Below are 12,811 nucleotides of genomic sequence, written 5' to 3'. Positions count from 1 at the left end.
CTAGCGCACGCGCGGATTCCGCTTCCGCCGCCTGCGCTCGGTCAACGCGTCGAGAAGCCGGGGCAGCCCTCGGCTCCGGCGCACGAACACCAAGGATTCGCCGCGCGGGACCGGTTCGGTCCCCGCGGCGTTTTCATCGCGCCGGAACCTGCGGAGCCCCGCCGCGAACTCGTCCGGGTCGCCGCCGACGTCCGGGTGGTGGGTGCGCACGAACTCGCGGTAGGCCGCCTTGTCGGCTTCGGACCACGCCCTCCGCTCGTCCACTGCCGTCCTTCCCCGGTTGAGGGTTCTGCTGGGCATTCCTGCCGGAAGTCGCGTCGAACTGCCAACCGGCGGTTCAACGATACAGTTCAAGCACATGATCGAACTCGACCTCTCCGAGCTTCGTGCCGTGACCGCCTACGCGGTGGCTTGTGCGGAACCCGCGCTGCCGATCTTCGAACAAGCCCGTCCAGGCGATCGGCGTCCACACGACGCGATCGAGGCAGCCCGGGCGTTTGCTCAGGTAGCTCAGCGCAGCAAGGCGATTCGCGACGGTGCGTGGGCGGCGCAACGGGCGTATCAGGAAGCCCGCGACGCCGGTCAGGCCGCGGCGAGCGAGGCTGCCCGGGCCGCGGTCGCCGCTGCCGGTGCGGCGTATCTGCATCCGCTCGCGAAGGCGACCCAGGTGTGGCACATCCTCGGCTCGGCCGGTCATGCGGCGTATGCCTTCGAGCTGGCCGGGTTGACCCCGCAGCATCCGGCGGCTGATCCCGTGGTGGTGCGGGTGCTGTCGCGGTATCCGGCGGCTCCGGGCGGCCGGGGCCGGGCGGGGGAGCTGGTGCGCGAGCTGGATGCCTTGCTGCGCAAGGGTTAGCGAACCCGCTCCACCCGCCGCTCGTCCCAGACTGGTTCCGGGGTCTCGCGCACCACGCCGTCCGAGCCGAAGACCAGGTAGCGGTCGAACGAGCGCGCGAACCAGCGGTCGTGGGTGACCGCGAGCACCGTGCCCTCGTACGACTCCAGCCCGTCCTGCAGCGCCTCGGCCGATTCCAGGTCGAGGTTGTCGGTCGGCTCGTCCAGCAGCAACGCGGTGGTGCCGGCCAGTTCCAGCAACAGGATCTGGAACCGCGCCTGCTGTCCGCCGGACAACCGGTCGAACGCCTGCTCGCCCTGGCGGTGCAGTTCGTACCGGCGCAGCGCCGCCATCGCCGCGCCGCGGTCGGCCGCGTGTTCGGTCCACAGCACGTCGACCAGCGTGCGGCCGGTGAGTTCCGGACGCGCGTGCGTTTGCGCGAAATGGCCGGGCACGACGCGGGCGCCGGTCTTCCATCCGCCGGTGTGCGCGACGTCGCCGCCCGCGAGCAGCCGCAGGAAATGCGACTTCCCGGAGCCGTTCGAACCGAGCACCGCGACGCGCTCGCCGAAGAAGATCTCCAGCGAGAACGGCTTCATCAGCCCGGTGAGTTCGAGGTTCTCGCAGGTCACCGCGCGCACGCCGGTGCGGCCGCCGCGCAGCCGCATCCGGATGTCCTGCGGTCGCGGCGGTTCCGGCGGGGGACCGGCCTCCTCGAACTTCCGCAGCCGGGTTTGCGCCGCCTTGTACCGCGACGCCATTTCGTCGCTGCGCGCGGCGTACTGCTGCATGTCCCGCACCAGCCGTTTGAGCTGGGCGTGCTTCTCGTCCCAGCGGCGGCGCAGTTCGTCGTAGCGGGCGAAACGTTCCTGCCGCGCCTCGTGATAAGTCGCGAAACCGCCGCCGTGCACCCAGGCGTCCGCGCCGTCGCCGCCCGGCTCGACGCTCACGATCTTGTCCGCCGCTCGCGCGAGCAGTTCGCGGTCGTGCGACACGAACAGGACGGTTTTGCGGGTGTCCTTCAGCCGGGCTTCGAGCCAGCGTTTGCCGGGGACGTCCAGATAGTTGTCCGGCTCGTCCAGCAGCAGCACCTCGTCCGGCCCGCGCAGCAGCGCCTCGAGCACGAGGCGTTTCTGCTCGCCGCCGCTGAGCGTGCGCACGAGCCGCCAGCGCGCGCGGTCGAACGGCACGCCGAGCGCCTCGGTCGTGCACATGTCCCACGTGGTCTCGAACTCGTACCCGCGGGCTTCGGCCCAGTCGCTGAGCGCCTGCGCGTACCGCATTTGCGCGGCCTCGTCGTCGACCTCCAGCAGCCGCTCCTCAGCCGCGTCGACCGCCAGCGCGGCGTCGCGAACCCGTTGCGGGGCAACCGAAACCAGCAGATCTCGCACCGTGCGTTCGTCGCGCACCGACCCGACGAACTGCGCCATCACGCCCAGCCCGCCGGACACCGTGACCGAGCCCTCGTCCGGCTTCAGCTCTCCCGACAGCATGCGCAGCAACGTGGTCTTGCCCGCGCCGTTGGGGCCGACCAGCGCGACGACCGCGCCCTCGCCGACCCGGAACGAGACGTCGCCGAGCAGCGGACGCCCGTCGGGCAGCACGTAGCGCAGATGCGCGGCCTCCAAATGCCCCATGTCCGCGCACTCTACCCAGGCGGCCGCGAATCGCCGCACGGTTTTTCGGCTGTCCACAGAGGACACAAAAGCGGCGGTGCCGGCCGGAATCGGCACCGCCGCTTTCGGGATCGCCTTATGCCTTGCGCTGCATGCTCTCCCGGGCCGGGTTCGCCTGCTCGGCCGCCTTCGGGTCCTTCTCGTCCTGCTTCGCGCGCACGCCGGACTCGACGCGGTCGCCGAGGTCCTTGTCCACGTTGTGCCAGTACTCGAAGGCCCGCTTCAGCACCGGTTCGGTCACCCCGTTGAGCAGGTGCCCGACGATGTTGTCGACCAGCCGCTCGCGCTCGGCGTCGTTCAGCACCTCGCGCACGAGCGTGCCCGGCTGAGTCCAGTCGTCGTCCTCGGCGTGGTCGACGTAGGCCGAGCGGACCATCTCGCCGTCGGCGTGCCAGCCGGCGGGCGTGCCGTAGCGTTCGGTGTCCGCACGCGGGCCGCCCTTGGAGTTCGGCGCGTACACCGGGTCGGAGACCTTCGTGTAGCGCATCGCGCCGTCCTTGCTGTAGCTGTGCACCGGCGCGTGCGGGGCGTTCACCGGAAGCTGCTTGTAGTTCGCGCCGATCCGGTACCGGTGTGCGTCGGCGTAGGCGAACAGCCTGCCCAGCAGCATCCGGTCCGGGCTGGGGCCGATGCCGGGCACCATGTTGTTCGGCTCGAACGCGGCCTGCTCGATCTCGGCGTGGTGGTCGGTCGGGTTGCGGTTCAGCGTCATCCTCCCGACCTCGATCAGCGGGTAGTCGCCGTGCGGCCACACCTTCGTCAGGTCGAACGGGTTGAACCGGTAGGTCTTCGCGTCTTCGAACGGCATGACCTGGACGTGCAGGGTCCAGCTCGGGTAGTCGCCGCGCGCGATGGCCTCGAACAGGTCGCGGGTGTGGTAGTCGGTGTCCGCGGCCGCCATCTGGTCGGCCTCGTGCTGGGTGAAGTGCTCGACGCCCTGGTCGGTCTTGAAGTGGTACTTGACCCAGAACTTCTCGCCCGCGGCGTTGACCCACATGTAGGTGTGCGAGCTGTAGCCGTTCATGTGCCGCCACGTGCGCGGGATCCCCCGGTCGCCCATCAGCCAGGTGACCTGGTGCGCCGATTCGGGGGACAGCGTCCAGAAGTCCCACTGCATGTCGTGGTCGCGCAGGTTGCTGTCCGCGCGGCGTTTCTGCGACCGGATGAAGTGCTGGAACTTCAGCGGGTCCTTGATGAAGAACACCGGGGTGTTGTTGCCGACGAGGTCGTAGTTGCCCTCGGAGGTGTAGAACTTCAGCGCGAACCCGCGCGGGTCGCGCCAGGTGTCCGGGCTGCCGCGTTCGCCGGCCACCGTCGAGAACCGGGCGGCCATCTCGGTTTTCGTGCCCGGCTGGAACACCGCCGCCTTGGTGAAGCGGCTGACGTCGTTCGTCACCTCGAACTGCCCGAACGCGCCGCTGCCCTTCGCGTGCGGCTGCCGCTCCGGCACCCGTTCCCGGTTGAACTGCGCCATCTGCTCGATCAGGTAATGGTCCTGCAGCAGGATCGGGCCGCCCGGGCCGACGGTGAGCGAATGCTCGTCGCTCTCGGCCGGGATCCCGGAGTCCGTGGTGGTCGCCGGGGGTTTCGGTTCTTCGGTCATCTCGCGAGCTCCTCGTGGTGGTCGGAAACGCCGGAGCAGTCCGGGCACAGACCCCAGAAGACGATCTCGGCCTCGTCGACGGCGAACCCGCGCCGGTCGTGCGGCGTGAGGCAGGGGGCCTCGCCGCGGACGCAGTCGACGTCCTCGGCCCGGCCGCAGCGGCGGCACACCACGTGGTGGTGGTTGTCGCCGGTCCGCCGTTCGAACCGCGCCGGATGCCCGGACAGCTCGATCCGGCGGACGAGACCCGCGTCGCCGCACGCGGCGAGCACGTCGTAGACCGCCTGGATCGACACGCTGCCCAGGCTTTCGCGCACGCCCGCGGCGATCGCCTCGACCGTCGCGTGCGGATGCTCGCCGAGCCAGCCGAGCACGGCTTGCCGCGGTTTGGTGACGCGCAGGCCCGCCGCTCGCAGCGTCGCCGCCGAGTCCGGCATCGGAGTCCTCCCCGGGATCTGGAACCGCTCCAGTTCCGCCGGTTACCCGGTCTCCGCGCCGCTCACACCTGGGTGTCACCCACCGGTCGGACGAGTTCGGCGAGATGCGCGCGAAGGACGGCGACGCACTCCTCCGGCGAGGTGAGCCCCGGCTGCAGCACGGCCCGGAACGCGAGCCCGTCCAGCAGCGCGGCCAGCCGGGGCGCCTCGACTTCGGGGTCCTTCGGCTCGAAGCGGCCGCTGCGGGCCTGGGCGTCGAGGATGCGGCGGGCCAGCGTCACGGTGCCCTGGACCGCTTCCCGGGCCAGGTCGTCCAGCCCCGGATCGGCGCGCGCGGCCATCAGGAATTCGACCAACACGGTCACCTCGGTGCGCCGTCGTTCGTCCAGCGGCAGCAGCTCGGAAAGGAACTCGGCGAGCTGGTCGACGGCCTCGTCCGGCGGCAGTTCCGACAGCGAACCGATCTTCTCGCGGCGTTCGACGAGCCGCGCGGTCGTCCGGTCGATGGTGGTGCGCATCGCGAACCGCATCAGCGCGTGCTGGCTGTCGAAGTAATGCCGCACCGAACCGATGTTCAGGCCCGATTCCGCCGCCACCGCGCGCAGCGAGACCGCGTGCAGCCCGTCCTTCGCGGCCAGCCGCAGCACCGCGTCGGCGATGTGCGCGCGCCGCTCTTCCCCGTCCACCACTCTAGGCACTGGACTTTTATATCACAGTCGTGATAGAAACGGTTTGTATCACAGGTGTGACAGAAAGGGGTGCGCTGTGGAGACGGTGCTGAACATCCTGCTGATCCGGTTCGGCATCATCGCCGGGATCGTCGTGGTCGTCGGGCTGGGCGCGTTCGCGCTGATCGTTTCGCTGCGGCGGCGCGGCAAGGGGGAGCGCGTGCGCGAAGGCGCGGCGGTGCTGGCGAAATCCGCGGCCAGGGCGATGGACCGGCGCGGGGCGCGGGGAGTGCGCGGGCGGGTCGGCGGCGAGGTCGTGCGCCAGGCCGCGCGGTGGCTGGACGAGGACCCGGGCCGGAAGCGGTCCGGCCGGTGAACGCGGTGCTGCTCGCCGACGGGGACGAGATGCTGCAGCACCTCGTGCACGATCTGTTCGTGAAGGGGCTGATCGTGCTGGGGGCGGTGCTGGTGGCGGTCGTCGGGATCGTGGTGATCTGGAAGAAAGTGGGGCGCTGAGGCGGGGCACGCGCCAGTCGGCGGGAGGAACGCGCTCGGTACGCGACGCGTGGCGGTGCCCGCCGGGTCCGGGATTTCGGCACGATGGAGTCTTCCCTGGAAGACGGAGGTCGTCGATGAGTTATCCGTTCGATCCCGAAATCGCCGCCGCGGTCCCGATGCTGCCCGAGGTCGACCTTCACGACATCGCTGCCGCGCGGGCGGGCATGGCCGAGCTGATCGCCACGATGCAAGGAGACTTCGACGAAACCGGAGTAAGCACGCGCGACGAGTCCGTGCCCGGTCCCGGAGGCGACATCCCGATCCGCGTGTACACGCCTGATCGCGTCGCGACGAAGGCGCTGGTGTTCGACATCCACGGCGGCGGTTTCGCGCTGGGCGACCTGGAGGTGGACCACGCGTCCAACCTCGAACTGGCCAGGGACCTCGGCGTCGTGATCGTGTCGGTCGAGTACCGGCTCGCGCCGGAGAATCCGTACCCGGCCGGGCTGGAGGACTGCTACGCGGCGCTCGAATGGTCGGTCAAGCACGCGGACGAACTGGGCATCGACCCGGAAAAGGTGGTGCTGTACGGCGTGAGCGCGGGCGGCGGACTGGCCGCGGCGCTCGCCCTGCTGGCCCGCGACCGCGGCGGCCCGGCGATCGCGTTCCAGTTCCTCGCCGTGCCCGAACTGGACGACCGCCTCGAGACCGGCAGCATGCGCCGGTTCGCGGACACGCCGATCTGGCACCGCGGAGCCGCCGAGACGAGCTGGGACTACTACCTCGGCGAAGCGGTCAAGCGCGGCGGTTCGGACGTCCCGATTTATGCGGCGCCTGCCCGGGCGACGGATCTTTCGGGGTTGCCGCCCGCGTACGTGTCGGTGATGGAGTTCGACCCGCTGCGCGACGAGGGAATCGCTTACGCGCAAAGCCTTTTGGCGGCTGGGGTGCCTACGGAACTGCACTTGTTCCCGGGGACATTCCACGGTTCCGGGGTGATCCAGCACGCGACGGTGAGCCGCCGGGAGACTGCGGAGCGACGGGCGGTGCTGGCCCGGGTGCTGGGGGTCGAGGAGGGTTGAGGCCGGGGTTCTCGTGAGTGTCGATGCCGGTGAGAACCGGCATCGACACTCACGAGATCTCGCTGTTCGCCAATCTCCGCGCCGCCAACGCCAGCCGCGCCCGGAATCGTCCCGCCGGGTCGTCCAGCGACCATCCCAGTGCGTCCTCCACGTGCGCCAGCCGCGCCGCCACCGAACTGTGGTGCCGGTGCAGCGCGATCGCCGCCTGCCGGAGAGAACCCGTGCGGCAGAAGGCTTCCAGCGTTTCCAGATCGCCGCTCTCGGCGAGCGCGTTCAACGCCAGCACGTCCGGCTGCGCGCGCAGGTGCTCGACCGGGATCTCCGCCAGCAGCGTCACCGCGCCGAGGTCCTCGTGCACGATCAACGGCCGTGCGGTCGCCGCGAATCGTTGTGCCAGACGGGCTTGCAGCCACGAGCGCCGGGCTTCGAGGCCGTCCACCGCGTCGCCGACTCCCACCCGGGGCAGCGTGCGGTCCTTGGCTCGCAACGCCAACGTCTCGTTCAGCGTCGGGACAATCGAATCCGGGCCCTCGCGCGGTTGCACCAGCACCGCGGCCACCCCGCCGACCACGGCCACCCGCGCGCCGAGCGGTTTGCCGCGGGCGACGAGCGCGACCGCGTCCGCGCCGGCATCGCGACCCGCGCCCGAAGCGACCGCCACCACTCGCAGCGGACGCGCGGTGTCCAGGCCGAGCAGGGTCAGCGCCCGCGCCCGGTCCTCGTCCGCCGCCTGCTCGCCCAGCACCAGCTCGACCAGCGCCGGATCGGCGAGATGCGGTGCGGCAGGCGGCGGCTCGACCGGGTTGAGCACCTTCGCCGCAATCGCGAGCCGTTCGAGCACGAGGTCGTCGAGCGGTCCCGGTTCTCCCGCGCGTTCCAGCCAGACCCGCCCGGCGCCGTCGAGGTCCGCGACGACCGCGCCGGGCGGCACCGGGCCGTCGCCGCCGGGTTCGCCGGTCGGCCGGTACCGGAGCACGGTTCCGTCCGCACGGCGAATCCCGGCTGCGCATTCCGCGAGAAAAGCCGTAGCGCGCAGCAAATCCGGCAGCGTCGCGCGCCGGGCGATCAGCTCGTCGAAATACGCGATGACGCGCACCGCCGTTTCCGCGCCGGAATCGACCGCGGACAGCCGCAGCAGCAAGCCCTTCACGGGGTACAGCCTAGCGCGAGTCTCATGTGGACAGTCCGGCCAGCGGATGCAGCTCTTCCCACCGCGGGACGCGCGGCGGGAAGAGCAGCGTCAGCCCGGCTTCGGCGGGCGTGCGGTCGGCCTTGCGCGCGTTGCAGCTGCGCGCCGACCCGCCGCAGGCCGCGACGGTGTTGAGCCAGCTTGTGCGCGGGCCGCCGCGCGACACCGGCGTGATGTGGTCGACCGTGGTGGCCCGGCGCCCGCAGTAGGCGCACGTGTGCCGGTCTCGCCGCAGCACGCCGGTACGCGACCAGCGCGGCGGCCCGGAATAGCGCCATTTCATCACGACGTAGCGCAGCAGCCGCACCACCTTCGGCCGCGGGAAGACGCCGAGGTCCGGCCCGTCGCTTTCGTGGACGACCGCGACCTGGCGGACCAGCATCCGGATGGCATGGGGGAGCGAGACGGTGTGCAGGGGCTCGTAGCCGGCATTGAGAACCAGGACTCCCATGGCGACGGGCACCTCCTTTCGGGGCTGAACGGGCCGCGAACGCAAAAGCCGCCCGGCCGGCGTTCCGGCGGGCGGCTCCTCGCTCACGGCGTGGCAGGCCACGTCATGGCGCGGAGCCGGGAATGCCCGACAGGTGCATGCGTTCGGTGCGACGCGGCATTCCGTGGGTTCCTTTCGTGGCTGGACGACTTCATCATTGCCGCCCCGCGCCGCCGCGTCAACGGAAAATGATCGCCCCGGGTTCAAGATCCACAGTGGACTATCGCGGGCGCGCGATAGAGGTTTTTGGCGGCTTCCGGTACAGCTCGCCGAGCAACGCGACCGCGGCGTGCGTGGCCGGATGCGGATCGTGGGCGCGCCACGCGAGCTGGACCGGCACCGGCGGGGCGTCGCGGACCCGGCGGTACACGATGCCGTCGCGGCGATACTGCGTCACCGTGGAATGCGGGGTGACGCCGACGCAGCGGCCGGTGGCGATGGCGGCGAGCCAGTCGTCGACGTCGTGCGTGTACTCGATCCGCGGGCGCGATTCCGGCGGCCACAGCTCGGCGGAAGTGGTTCCGGTGCGCGGATCGATCACCAGCAGCCGCGACGCGAGATCGGCGAGCGTGACGGTGCGGCGCCCGGCGAGCGGATCGTCGACGGCCATGGCGCAGTAGCGGTCCTCGCGGCCTACCGTCGCGTGCGCGTACTTGCCCGACGGCACCTGGTGGCGCACCACGGCGAGATCGACGAGTCCTTCCGCCAGCCCGGCGGTCGCCGTGTTGGCGCGCACGAGCAGCAGTTCGACATCGGGATACCGGGCAGCCCAGCGGCGCTGGAATTCCGCGGTGTGCCTGCCCATCGCCGACCACGCGTGGCCCATGCGCAGCCGCGTGTGCCCGGTGGTCGCCTCGCGGACGAGGTCGTCGGCCTCGGCGAGCAGATGCCGGGCGCGGGCGAGCACCTGGACGCCCGCGGTCGTCGGCTCGAGGCTCCGGCTGGTGCGATGCAGCAGCTGCACGCCGAGAACCCGTTCCAGCGACGCCAGATTCCGGGATACCGCCGCCTGCGAGACGCCGAGTTCGAGCGCGGCGTCGGTGAACGTGCCCGCGTCCACGATCGTCACGAGGCAGCGCAGCTGGCGCAGCTCCAGATCCATGCGTCCAGCGTATCGCTGATGCGGTCAATGCATTTTGCGCATGGATCGGCCGGTCGCATGCTCGACCGCATGGCGACTACGGAACTGGCTTCGCGCACGCGCGGCGGCGACGCCCGGGCGGCCGGCGCCGCGATGCTGCTCGGAAGCGCGCTGTCGAACCAGGTCGGCGCGGCGACCGCGGCGCTCGCGTTCCCGGTGCTCGGCCCGCCGGGTGTGGTGGCGGTCCGCCAATGGGTGGCGGCGGTGGTGCTGCTGGCGGTCGGACGGCCGCGGCTGCGGACCTTCACCGCGCGGCAGTGGTGGCCGGTGCTCGCCTTGGCCGCGGTGTTCGCGACGATGAACCTGTCTCTCTACACCGCGGTCGACCGGATCGGCCTCGGACTGGCCGTGACGCTGGAATTCCTCGGCCCGCTGGCGATCGCGCTGGCCGGCTCCCGGCGCCGGACGGACCTGGCGTGCGCGGTGGCCGCCGCGGTCGCGGTCGGCGCGCTGATGCGGCCGCAGCCGAGCACCGACTACCTCGGGATGGGGCTCGCGCTGGTCGCCGCGTCGTGCTGGGCCTGCTACATCCTGCTGAACCGGACCGTCGGCCGACGCCTGCCCGGGGCGGCGGGTTCGGCTGCCGCGGCCGGGGTGTCCGGTCTGCTGTACGTGCCGATCGGGGTGTTCGCGATGCTGCACCACCCGCCGACGCCCGGCGCGCTCGCGGCGGCGCTCACCGCCGGGCTGCTGTCGTCGGCGCTGCCGTTTCTCGTCGACCTGATGGCGTTGCGCCGGGTGCCGACGCAGTTCTTCGGGGCGTTCATGAGCGTCAACCCGGTGATGGCCGCGCTCGTCGGGCTGGTGCTGCTGGACCAGCGGCTCGACGCCGTCGCGTGGGCGGCGATCGGGGTGATCGTGGCGGCGAACACGGTGGCGGTGCTGCGGCGGGCCGGGTAATTGTCGGTGCGGGGGGATAACGTAGGCGTCGTCGGCAAAGGGAGGTGCGGCATGGTGCGGATCGCGGATCAGGAGTGGCCGTCCACGGTCGTGCCCGCCGACGCGCGCGAACGCGCCCAGTCGACGGGCGTGCTGGTCCGCCGCATGGGCTGGGTGTCCGAGCGGCTGACGCGGGAGGAACGCGACGACGTCGAGCGGCAGCTGGAGTTCTGGTACTCCAACGGATACTGCCCGGACGCGCTGCTGATCGCGATGAGCGCGCTGCCCGACGGGACCCGGCAGCGGCCGCGCCGCGCGAGCGAGAAGCCGGGCGACTTCCTGCGCTCGCGGATGAAGGCCTGGTTCGCCGACGAGTCGGCCGCCGACCTGGCTGAGGTGCGCGAGCCGCCCCGGCGCGGGCAGACCTTCGAGGCCTGGCTCGCGAACCGGCGCAAGCAGGCTGCCGACGAGGGCACGTACCAACGGCGCTCGCGCCTGACCGACGTGGGGGAGTGGGCCCGGGCGGACGCTCGCTCGATCGCGGCGTCCCGGCGGAAGGATCCGCTCGCGCGCGTGCGCGAGAGTGAACGCCGGCGTGCTGCGGCGCTGGAGAGTCTGCGAGTGGTCGGCGAGGCGGTCGAGGTGCCACCGCCGCCTGCCGAGACGCGGGCGACGCCGCGGATGGTCGCGTCCTTCGCCGGGCGGCAGTCGCTGGCCGCACATTCGCCGCAGGTGCTCCGGATCGTCGAGCGGCTGCGGGCGGAAAAGCGGGGGCCTTCGGCGGCTGAACTGGCGGTGCTGCGGAACGCGGTCCGGGACGCGCACCACAATGCCGGGCTGGGGACGTTGGAAGCGGCGAGCGCGGAAGTCAACGACGTGGATTCGCTGACTCCGGACGGCCAGCGGATCAAGGATTTCCTCGCGCGCGCGGCGGACGATCGCCTGCCGCTCGACGCGACGGTGCGGTTGCTTCACTCGATGCGGTGAGCCGTGCGTGTCGGGTCACCCGCGGCGGGGAGGGTGCTTCCACACTCGCCCGGTGACGAACACCGCGATGGACGATGCCGGGCGCTGTCTGCTTTCGGTGGCGTGGAATATCCGGACCGGCGGTCCTCGAGCGGACCCGCGCGCGGACGCGGTGCGCGAGCGGTTGCGGACGGTGTGCCGGGAGCTGGGGCATGCGGCTTGTCGTTTTGCTGCCGGGGATTCCGGTGGGGATCCGGTGCCGTTGTTGCGGTTGGCGGATCGGGCGTATGAGGTGGATACGTTGTTGTTGCTGGTGGGGACTTCGCTGATTCCGGATTCCGGGCGGGATTCGCGGTGGTGGGGGGAGATTGAGCGGTTGGTAGGGGAGGTGGACGGGATGGTCGTGGAGGCTGCGGCTGTCCTGGGTGGGGTTTGTGTTTGAGCTTCCTGGGGCGGCTCGTTCGGCTCGTCGCCTGGCGGCGACATTGCGCTCTCGGTGGGGCCCACCACCCCTCAGCCTGATTGTGACTACGGCGCGGGGGTGCTTGTCAAGGCGGGAAAGATGCCTTGACAAGCACCCCCGCGCCGTGTTTTTGGCTGTGTATCGGGGTTGCGGGGGTGTGGGTGCCTTGATTCGTTGGGTGCATCGGCTGCGGTGGTGTGGGCGGTACGCGGCTGGGGTGGTGGGTTGCGGCGGGTTCGCGGTGGCGGGTTAGCGCCCCAACGTGGCATTGGGTGCATGTGACGCACCGAACGCCGCGTTGGGTGCGTGGGATGCACCGAATGCCGCGTTGGTTGAGGTGGGGTGCGCCGAACGCCCCATTTGGTGCGTGGGACGCACCGAACGCCGCCCTGGTGGGTGCGGTGGGGTGCATTGAATGCCGCGTTGGGTGCGGTGGGATGCACCGAATGCCGCATTGGGTGCGCAGGATGCGCCCAACGCCACATTGGTTGCATGGGGTGCGCCGAATCCTGCATCGGGGGCGAGTGGAGGCGGGGCCGTGAAGGGCTCCTTGAGGGAATCTAGGTACGTGAAGGGCCCCTTCACGGCGCGAGGGAGGTGTGTGAGGGGAACCCTCCGGGAATCAGATTCCCTTGGGGTGGCCTTCACGGACGTCGGCATCGCGCGTCGGGCGTGCCGGAAGAGGCGAGGGACCGAGCGTTGCTCAGAAAACCCCAATGTGGCATTGGTGCGTGGGACGCACCGAACGCCACATTGGGTGCGCGGGGATGCACCTCACGCGCATCGGGTGCGTCGGCGATGAGGGTGAGTCGTGAGGGGAACCCTCACGGAATCAGAGTCAATGTGAACTGGGCCCCGGAAGTTGGACTGGTTATGTGGAGGTT

The 12,811-nt window shown here is 70.9% G+C and carries 15 protein-coding genes; 7 read left to right on the top strand and 8 right to left on the bottom strand.

Annotated elements, in window-relative coordinates; genetic code table 11:
- Positions 1 to 264, bottom strand: coding sequence for a hypothetical protein (locus tag EIZ44_RS34175; RefSeq protein ID WP_037818666.1), 264 nt, complete (start codon positions 262 to 264; stop codon positions 1 to 3).
- Between the two features lie 94 nt (positions 265 to 358).
- On the opposite strand from EIZ44_RS34175, the gene EIZ44_RS34170 reads away from it, so the two are divergent.
- Positions 359 to 856: a putative immunity protein gene (locus EIZ44_RS34170; RefSeq protein WP_134733274.1), complete on the top strand. Its 498-nt coding sequence runs from the start codon at positions 359 to 361 to the stop codon at positions 854 to 856.
- On the opposite strand, the gene EIZ44_RS34165 is transcribed toward EIZ44_RS34170, so the two are convergent.
- The 4 genes from EIZ44_RS34165 to EIZ44_RS34150 all read right to left on the bottom strand — a co-directional run bounded on the left by EIZ44_RS34165 (position 853) and on the right by EIZ44_RS34150 (position 5,240).
- The gene (locus EIZ44_RS34165; protein WP_134733272.1) at positions 853 to 2,472 is read right to left on the bottom strand and encodes an ABC-F family ATP-binding cassette domain-containing protein; all 1,620 of its coding nucleotides are present in this window, start codon (positions 2,470 to 2,472) and stop codon (positions 853 to 855) included. The genes EIZ44_RS34170 and EIZ44_RS34165 overlap by 4 nt on opposite strands.
- A 115-nt stretch (positions 2,473 to 2,587) precedes the next feature.
- A complete protein-coding gene (locus EIZ44_RS34160) occupies positions 2,588 to 4,114 on the bottom strand; it encodes a catalase (RefSeq protein WP_134733270.1) in 1,527 nt (508 codons plus the stop codon).
- Positions 4,111 to 4,551: a Fur family transcriptional regulator gene (locus tag EIZ44_RS34155; RefSeq protein ID WP_037818672.1), complete on the bottom strand. Its 441-nt coding sequence runs from the start codon at positions 4,549 to 4,551 to the stop codon at positions 4,111 to 4,113. Before EIZ44_RS34155 ends, EIZ44_RS34160 begins: the two co-directional genes overlap by 4 nt.
- A 62-nt stretch (positions 4,552 to 4,613) precedes the next feature.
- Positions 4,614 to 5,240 (bottom strand): TetR/AcrR family transcriptional regulator, encoded by a 627-nt coding sequence (locus EIZ44_RS34150; RefSeq protein WP_240691492.1) that lies wholly within the window; start codon positions 5,238 to 5,240, stop codon positions 4,614 to 4,616.
- Positions 5,241 to 5,316: 76 nt separating this feature from the next.
- On the opposite strand from EIZ44_RS34150, the gene EIZ44_RS34145 reads away from it, so the two are divergent.
- The 3 genes from EIZ44_RS34145 to EIZ44_RS34135 all read left to right on the top strand — a co-directional run bounded on the left by EIZ44_RS34145 (position 5,317) and on the right by EIZ44_RS34135 (position 6,799).
- Entirely contained in the window at positions 5,317 to 5,595 is a 279-nt protein-coding gene (locus EIZ44_RS34145) for a hypothetical protein (RefSeq protein ID WP_167754362.1), read from the top strand.
- A complete protein-coding gene (locus tag EIZ44_RS34140) occupies positions 5,592 to 5,735 on the top strand; it encodes a hypothetical protein (protein ID WP_205669949.1) in 144 nt (47 codons plus the stop codon). The genes EIZ44_RS34145 and EIZ44_RS34140 overlap by 4 nt, the downstream gene beginning before the upstream one ends.
- Before the next feature lie 116 nt (positions 5,736 to 5,851).
- A complete protein-coding gene (locus tag EIZ44_RS34135) occupies positions 5,852 to 6,799 on the top strand; it encodes an alpha/beta hydrolase (RefSeq protein ID WP_134733264.1) in 948 nt (315 codons plus the stop codon).
- Positions 6,800 to 6,848: 49 nt separating this feature from the next.
- Here EIZ44_RS34135 and EIZ44_RS34130 read toward each other — a convergent pair whose 3' ends face one another.
- The 3 genes from EIZ44_RS34130 to EIZ44_RS34120 all read right to left on the bottom strand — a co-directional run bounded on the left by EIZ44_RS34130 (position 6,849) and on the right by EIZ44_RS34120 (position 9,580).
- Complete coding sequence (locus EIZ44_RS34130; RefSeq protein ID WP_134733262.1) at positions 6,849 to 7,949, bottom strand: helix-turn-helix domain-containing protein; 1,101 nt, start codon at positions 7,947 to 7,949, stop codon at positions 6,849 to 6,851.
- 22 nt (positions 7,950 to 7,971) lie between these two features.
- Positions 7,972 to 8,439, bottom strand: a complete 468-nt coding sequence (locus EIZ44_RS34125) for an HNH endonuclease (RefSeq protein WP_134733260.1) — start codon at positions 8,437 to 8,439, stop codon at positions 7,972 to 7,974.
- Between the two features lie 259 nt (positions 8,440 to 8,698).
- Positions 8,699 to 9,580: a LysR family transcriptional regulator gene (locus EIZ44_RS34120; RefSeq protein WP_134733258.1), complete on the bottom strand. Its 882-nt coding sequence runs from the start codon at positions 9,578 to 9,580 to the stop codon at positions 8,699 to 8,701.
- A gap of 69 nt (positions 9,581 to 9,649) precedes the next feature.
- Here EIZ44_RS34120 and EIZ44_RS34115 point away from each other — a divergent pair, with 69 nt between their 5' ends.
- The 3 genes from EIZ44_RS34115 to EIZ44_RS34105 are packed head-to-tail and all read left to right on the top strand — an operon-like array spanning position 9,650 to position 11,906.
- Complete coding sequence (locus tag EIZ44_RS34115) at positions 9,650 to 10,519, top strand: EamA family transporter (protein ID WP_134733256.1); 870 nt, start codon at positions 9,650 to 9,652, stop codon at positions 10,517 to 10,519.
- A 51-nt stretch (positions 10,520 to 10,570) separates the two neighbouring features.
- A complete protein-coding gene (locus tag EIZ44_RS34110; protein WP_134733254.1) occupies positions 10,571 to 11,485 on the top strand; it encodes a hypothetical protein in 915 nt (304 codons plus the stop codon).
- 52 nt (positions 11,486 to 11,537) lie between these two features.
- On the top strand, positions 11,538 to 11,906 hold the full coding sequence (locus EIZ44_RS34105) for a hypothetical protein (protein ID WP_240691491.1): 369 nt from the start codon (positions 11,538 to 11,540) through the stop codon (positions 11,904 to 11,906).
- Positions 11,907 to 12,811 lie beyond the last annotated feature (905 nt).

This window comes from Amycolatopsis nivea (genome assembly GCF_004522235.1).
GTDB classification, from domain to species: domain Bacteria; phylum Actinomycetota; class Actinomycetes; order Mycobacteriales; family Pseudonocardiaceae; genus Amycolatopsis; species Amycolatopsis nivea.
This window is presented reverse-complemented; position numbering and strand designations above follow the sequence as displayed.

Bases quoted from the DNA above. Each gene is read 5' to 3' on its own strand.
- EIZ44_RS34170 (WP_134733274.1), top strand. From the start codon at position 359: ATGATCGAACTCGACCTCTCCGAGCTTCGTGCCGTGACCGCCTACGCG.
- EIZ44_RS34165 (WP_134733272.1), bottom strand. From the start codon at position 2,472: ATGGGGCATTTGGAGGCCGCGCATCTGCGCTACGTGCTGCCCGACGGG.
- EIZ44_RS34160 (WP_134733270.1), bottom strand. From the start codon at position 4,114: ATGACCGAAGAACCGAAACCCCCGGCGACCACCACGGACTCCGGGATC.
- EIZ44_RS34155 (WP_037818672.1), bottom strand. From the start codon at position 4,551: ATGCCGGACTCGGCGGCGACGCTGCGAGCGGCGGGCCTGCGCGTCACC.
- EIZ44_RS34135 (WP_134733264.1), top strand. From the start codon at position 5,852: ATGAGTTATCCGTTCGATCCCGAAATCGCCGCCGCGGTCCCGATGCTG.
- EIZ44_RS34125 (WP_134733260.1), bottom strand. From the start codon at position 8,439: ATGGGAGTCCTGGTTCTCAATGCCGGCTACGAGCCCCTGCACACCGTC.
- EIZ44_RS34120 (WP_134733258.1), bottom strand. From the start codon at position 9,580: ATGGATCTGGAGCTGCGCCAGCTGCGCTGCCTCGTGACGATCGTGGAC.
- EIZ44_RS34115 (WP_134733256.1), top strand. From the start codon at position 9,650: ATGGCGACTACGGAACTGGCTTCGCGCACGCGCGGCGGCGACGCCCGG.
- EIZ44_RS34110 (WP_134733254.1), top strand. From the start codon at position 10,571: ATGGTGCGGATCGCGGATCAGGAGTGGCCGTCCACGGTCGTGCCCGCC.